Below are 6,175 nucleotides of genomic sequence, written 5' to 3'. Positions count from 1 at the left end.
CATCCAGTTCTGACCTTCGACAAGCCAGAACCTAGGCAGGACAACGGCGTGCCCCATAAGCGACGCACCGAACCACCCACACATGCGTCACAAGACCCATAAATATGCCTCTGCGTCATATCGCTCATCAGGAAATCCACCGCGCCGGGCCGACACGCCGATCGGGCACCCCGGCCGGGCACGCCGGGAGTGCGGGTCAGCGGGGGAACACCGGCGCGGCGCGACCGGTGCCGCCCTCCTCGTGGTAGTCGTCGTCCACGTTGACCGTCCACACGTCGTGGCCGGCGTCGTCGAGGATGTTCTCCGCGGTGAGCATCGCGGTGAGTATCGAGTGGTCCTGGTTGTTGTAGCGGTGCATCCCGTTGCGGCCGACCGGGTGCACGTTCGGCGCCGCCACGGCGAGCCACCGGCGGATGGTGTCGACCGCCTCGGCGTACCCCTGGTCGTAGACCGGGTACGCCTTCGGCATCCGCACCACGTACCCGGCGGTGACCGTCCCGGCGCGGATCAGGCCGAGCCGCCCCAGCTCGGCGGTGCCGAGCGCGACCAGCTCGTCGTCGGCGGCGGTCCAGAGCGCGTCGCCCTCGGTGACGAAGTACTCCAGCCCGAGGCAGGTGCCGCCGTCGCGGACCATCTCCGGCGACCACGCGCCGAAGTTCTGGATCCGGCCGACGCGTACCCCCGGCGTGTGCACGTAGATCCAGTTGTCGGGGAAGCCGGCCTCGGCCGGCACCACCAGCGCGACGGTGAGGAAGTCCCGGTGCCGCAGCGCGTCGGCGGCGGCCCGCACCACGGCCGGCGCGGGCGGGTCCATCGCCCGGACCAGTGCGGGCAGCGGCATGCTCGACACCACGTGGTCCGCCGCGATCCGTCGCTCGCCGTCGGCGCCGACGACGGTCACCGCGACCGCCCGCCCCTCGTCGCGGTGCACGGCACGGACCGTGGTGTCCACGGTGACCGTGCCGCCGGCCGTGGTGACCAGCTCGGCGCAGCGTTCCCACATCATCCCGGGGCCCAGCCGCGGGTAGCGGAACTCCTCGATCAGGCTGGTCACGTCGGTGCCGCCGCGGCCGGGCCGCAGCGCGTCGCGCACCGCCGCGCCGAGCGACAGGTTCCGGATCCGCTGCGCGGCCCAGTCGGCCCGCAGCGCGGTCGCGGGCAACCCCCAGACCTTCTCGGTGTACGTCTTGAAGAACATCCGGTACAGCCGGGCGCCGAACCGGGCCGACACCCAGCCCTCGAAGTGGCTCTGGTCGGCCGGTGGGCGTACCCGCGCCCACAGGTACGACCCGACGCACCGCACCGCCTCCACCGGCCCGAGGTTGGCCAGCGCGTTCCCCGCCCGCAGCGGGTAGTCGAAGAGCCGGCCCCGGTAGTGGATCCGGCTCATCCGGGGGCGCAGTGGGAAGTCGGCGGAAGGCAGCACCTCGTGCCAGAACGCCGCCACCCGGGGCACCTTGGTGAAGAACCGGTGCCCGCCGATGTCGAACCGCCAGCCGTCCCGCTCGACGGTCCGGCTGATCCCGCCGACCACGTCGTCCGCCTCGACCACCTCGACCGAGGCCCGCCGCCGGGTCAGCTCGTACGCGGCGGTCAGCCCGGCGGGACCGGCACCGATGATCACCGTGTGCGGCTGGGCCATGAGGGACACCACCATCGCAGGGGGTCGGGGACGGCGGAATCTAGCATGTCACCGCCCAGACGGTGGGCCGGCGAGGGTGCCGGCCGGATGCCCGGCGGTCAGGCCCTGTCGGCGGCGGTGCGGGTCAGCGCGGCGGCAGCCAGAGCCGCCAACCGTCCACGGTCACCGGGGCCAGCCCGGCCGGCGGTGACCGGTCGAGCTGGTCGGCGAGCGGGGAACCGACCGGCGCGACGTACGCCGGCGCCGGCGCCCGCGCCACCTCCCGCCGGTACGCCGGCAGCCGGTCGAAGCCGGGGCGCAGCCGCTCGTCGACCACCGCGCAGACGATCTCCTCACCGGCCGCGAAGGTGAGCCGGTTGCAGGTCCAGTACTCGCCGTACACCTGGTGGACGCCCCGCTCGCGCAGCGCGTCCACCATGGCCCGGTGCCGGTCCGCCTCGGCGCGGTCGGCGGGCGTCCGGCCGATCGCGCCGACGGTGGCGACCGTGCCGGTGGCCACCAGCGCGACCAGCGTGCCGACCGCCGCGACGCGTCGCAGGCCGCGACCGGTCGGGGTGGCGGGCCGCCCGTCGACGGGGCGGTGGCTCCGGCGGGCGGCCGTCCAGAGTGGCCAGAGCAGCGCCGGGGTCGAGATGCCCAGGCAGGACAGGTAACGGGAACTCTCCACCGGGGTCAGCCCGGCCGCGCTGCTGACCGTGTACGCGGCGAGCGTGCCCGCCGCCCCGATCACCAGCGCCAGCCGCACCGCCGGCCCCGCCCGCCGCGCCTGCTCCGGGTCGACGCCACCGGTGTCGGGCCCACCCAGCCCGCGCCAGGCGGCCAGACCGGCCAGGACCAGCAGCACCGGCAGGGCGACCGCCCACCAGAGCTGCCACGGCGCGCAGTGGCTCGGGGCGCAGAGGCCCATGCCCAGCGGCGGCCCGAGCACCAGGCCGCCGTGCAACCGGTCGGCCCAGGCCGCCGCCGCGTCACCGCCGCCGGCGTGGAGCACCGCGGTCAGCGGGTTGCGGCCGTGGGCGAGGCTCTCCACCAGCAGCGGCGCGGCCCCGAGCAGCGCGGCGCCGCCGAGCAGCAGGCCGGACCGGCCGCGCAGCTCGCGCCGGACGGTGCCGGCAAGCACCGCGCCGAGCGCCAGCAGGTACGGCAGCAGCAGCGGGTCCACCCAGAGGGTGAGCCCGGTGAGCAGCCCGAACGCGGCGAGCCGCCACCGCCGTCCCGCCACCCGGCCGGCGGCCAGGTCGAGGGTGAGCAGCGCCAGCCCCACCCCGATCGGGTTCAGCTCCGGATAGCCGCCACCCGCGATGAGCTGGTTCTTCACGATCCGGTCCGAGCCCAGCGCCAGCACCGCGACCACCAGCAGCGCGAACCAGCGGTCGCCGCCGAGCCGGCGGGTCAGCCGCCAGGCGAGCAGCAGGAAGAGGGCGTACAGGGCGAGCAGGGGCAGCCGCAGCGCCGGCACCGACGGTCCGAACAGGGCGACCAGCGGCGCCGCCAGGTACGCCTCCAGGGTCCCCATGTACGCCTGGCCGTAGAAGAAGACCGGGAAGTCCGCGCCCCGGGCGATGTGCAGCGCGGCGAGCCCCATCGTCGCCTCGTCGCTGTTGGTCCGGGGCGTGTCGGCCAGCAGCAGGGCGAGCCGGTATCCGACCCCGGCGAGCCCGACCAGCAGGGCCAGCAGCACCGGTGACCGGGGCCACCGGCCGGCGCGCGGGCGTGCCGCGTCGCGCGACTGCTGGCGTACCCCGGCGGTCATGCCTGTGATCATGACATCCGGACGGCGGCCGACGGCCCCCGACGCGGGATGCCGGTGCCTCAGGAGGTGGCGGTGACCTGCTCGCGGGCGTCGAGCGCCTGCTTGTAGAGCCGCCCGGCCCGGTACGACGAGCGCACCAGCGGCCCGCTCATCACGCCGGCGAAGCCGATCTCCTCGGCCTCCTCGCGCAGCTCGACGAACTCCTCGGGCTTGACCCAACGGGTGACCGGGTGGTGCCGGGGCGAGGGGCGCAGGTACTGGGTGATGGTGATCAGCTCGCAGCCGGCCTCGTGCAGGTCGCGCAGCGCCTGCGAGACCTCGGCCCGCTCCTCGCCCATGCCCAGGATCAGGTTGCTCTTGGTGACCAGGCCGTCGGCCCGGGCCTGCCGGATCACGTCCAGGGAGCGCTCGTAGCGGAACGCCGGGCGGATCCGCTTGAAGATGCGGGGCACCGTCTCGACGTTGTGCGCCAGCACCTCGGGCCGGGAGCTGAACACCTCAGCGAGCTGCTCAGGGACGGCGTTGAAGTCGGGGATCAGCAGCTCGACGCCGCAGCCGGACTGGAGGGCGTGGATCTGCCGGACCGTCTCGGCGTAGAGCCAGGCGCCGCCGTCGGGCAGGTCGTCGCGGGCAACGCCGGTGATGGTGGCGTAGCGCAGCCCCATCGCGGCCACCGATTCGGCGACCCGCCGCGGCTCGTCGGCGTCGAACTCGGCCGGCTTGCCGGTGTCGATCTGGCAGAAGTCGCAGCGCCGGGTGCACTGGTCACCGCCGATGAGGAAGGTGGCCTCGCGGTCCTCCCAGCACTCGTAGATGTTGGGGCAGCCGGCCTCCTGGCAGACGGTGTGCAGCCCCTCGCGCGCGACGAGCCCGCGCAGCTGGGTGTACTCCGGCCCCATCTTGGCCTTGACCTTGATCCACGGCGGCTTGCGCTCGATCGGCGTTTCGGCGTTGCGTGCCTCGATCCGCAGCAGGCGGCGCCCTTCGGGCGCGACCGTCGCGGTGCGGCTGGCCTGCTCGGTCGTCGGCGTGGAGTGCTCGATCGTCACGAAAACGAGACTACGCCGGACGGCGCCGGTCGATGAACGCCGGGCGACCGGCGTCACGCCGCAGATGTTGTGACACCGGACACCGGAGGGCGAAAAAGTGTCGTCACATGGAACGCGGTCGGCGTGTTAGCGTCCCGGCAGAGCTGTGACGGAGCCGAGTAGCGCGCCGATCCGCCAGTGCAGAGAGCCGCCGGTTGCTGGAAGGCGGTCTGGCACCGGTGCGCGAAGACCCTCCCGAGCTGCGGGAAGAACGGCGGCGGCCGCTGACGGGCCGCGCCCAGTAGAGCCCGCCCGGCTGGCCCCGGTCATCAGGCGACGAACGAGGTCCCCGCCCCGGCGGGGACGAAGGTGTGGTGGCACCGCGAGGTTCCCGCTCGCCCACACCTCCCTGGGGATCGCGTTGCGATGATCAAGGAGGTACCACCGTGCAACGCATCCTTTCTGCCCAGCTCAGCCACCATGTCGGGGAATCCGTCCGGATCGCCGGCTGGGTGCACCGCCGCCGGCTGCTCAAGTCGGTGGCCTTCCTGATCGTGCGGGACGCCACCGGCCTGGCTCAGGTCGTGGTCACCGACCCCGCGGTCCGCGCCCACCTGGAGACCCTGACCGAGGAGACCGTCGTCGAGGTGGTCGGCCGGGCCACCGCGAACCCGACGGCGCCCGCCGGGGTCGAGCTCACCGACCCGACGGTACGACCACTCGGCCCGCCCGCCGTGCCGCCGCCGTTCGACCTGTACCGGCCGGCGCTCACCGCCACTCTGCCCACCCAGCTGGACAACGCCCCCGTCGCGCTGCGCCACCCGACCCGCTCGGCGGCGCTGCGTATCTCGGCGGCGGCGGTGGCCGGGTTCCGGGCCGCCCTCGACGAGCACCGCTTCGTGGAGATCCACACCCCGAAGGTCGTCGGCTCGTCCACCGAGAGCGGGGCGAACGTCTTCGCGCTGGACTGGTTCGGCCGGCCCGCGTACCTGGCCCAGTCGCCGCAGTTCTACAAGCAGCTCATGGTGGGCGTCTTCGAGCGGGTCTACGAGGTCGGTCCGGTGTTCCGCGCCGAACCGCACGACACCGTCCGGCATTTGGCGCAGTACACCTCCCTCGACGCCGAGCTGGGCTTCGTCGCCGATCACCGCGACGTGATGGCGGTACTGCGCGACACCCTCGCCGGCATGATGGCGACGGTCGCCGACCGGGCGGCCGGGGAGCTGGCGACCCTCGACGTGACCCCGCCGGAGGTGCCGGCCGAGATTCCGGCCGTGCACTTCACCGAGGCGCTGAAGATCGCCGGGGCGCCGGCCGACGAGCCGGACCTCGCCCCCGCCCACGAGCGGGCGCTGGGGGAGTGGGCGCGGGCCGAGCACGGTTCGGACTTCCTCTTCGTCACCGGCTACCCGATGGCCAAGCGGCCCTTCTACACCCATCCCGACCCGGCGCGGCCGGCGTACTCCAACGGCTTCGACCTGCTCTTCCGGGGGCTGGAGCTGGTCACCGGCGGGCAGCGGCTGCACCGGTACGACGACTACCTCGCGGCGCTGGCCACCCGGGGTGAGCCGGTCGAGCCGTACGCCGGCTATCTCGACGCGTTCCGGCACGGCATGCCACCGCACGGCGGCTTCGCCATCGGGCTGGAACGCTTCGTCGCCCGCCTGGTCGGTGCGGCGAACGTCCGGGAGGTGACGGCCTTCCCGCGCGACCTGCACCGGCTCACGCCGTAGAGGGAGTGATCACGCCCCG

At 73.8% G+C, this 6,175-nt stretch carries 4 protein-coding genes; 1 reads left to right on the top strand and 3 read right to left on the bottom strand.

The annotated features are described in order from the left end of the window. Window positions 1-196: 196 nt before the first annotated feature. The 3 genes from AC5RWQ_RS16565 to lipA all read right to left on the bottom strand — a co-directional run bounded on the left by AC5RWQ_RS16565 (window position 197) and on the right by lipA (window position 4,444). The gene (locus AC5RWQ_RS16565; RefSeq protein ID WP_494283609.1) at window positions 197-1,642 is read right to left on the bottom strand and encodes an NAD(P)/FAD-dependent oxidoreductase; all 1,446 of its coding nucleotides are present in this window, start codon (window positions 1,640-1,642) and stop codon (window positions 197-199) included. A gap of 124 nt (window positions 1,643-1,766) precedes the next feature. Next, window positions 1,767-3,395, bottom strand: a complete 1,629-nt coding sequence (locus tag AC5RWQ_RS16560; RefSeq protein WP_494283608.1) for a hypothetical protein — start codon at window positions 3,393-3,395, stop codon at window positions 1,767-1,769. 59 nt (window positions 3,396-3,454) lie between these two features. Further along, window positions 3,455-4,444, bottom strand: coding sequence for a lipoyl synthase (lipA, locus tag AC5RWQ_RS16555; RefSeq protein ID WP_334492925.1), 990 nt, complete (start codon window positions 4,442-4,444; stop codon window positions 3,455-3,457). 425 nt (window positions 4,445-4,869) lie between these two features. On the opposite strand from lipA, the gene aspS reads away from it, so the two are divergent. Next, complete coding sequence (aspS, locus tag AC5RWQ_RS16550) at window positions 4,870-6,156, top strand: aspartate--tRNA(Asn) ligase (protein ID WP_494283607.1); 1,287 nt, start codon at window positions 4,870-4,872, stop codon at window positions 6,154-6,156. Window positions 6,157-6,175 lie beyond the last annotated feature (19 nt).

It is taken from the genome of Micromonospora sp. BS32, assembly GCF_059089345.1.
The sequence above is the reverse complement of the archived record's forward strand: the minus strand, read 5'-3'. Positions and strand labels throughout refer to the sequence as shown.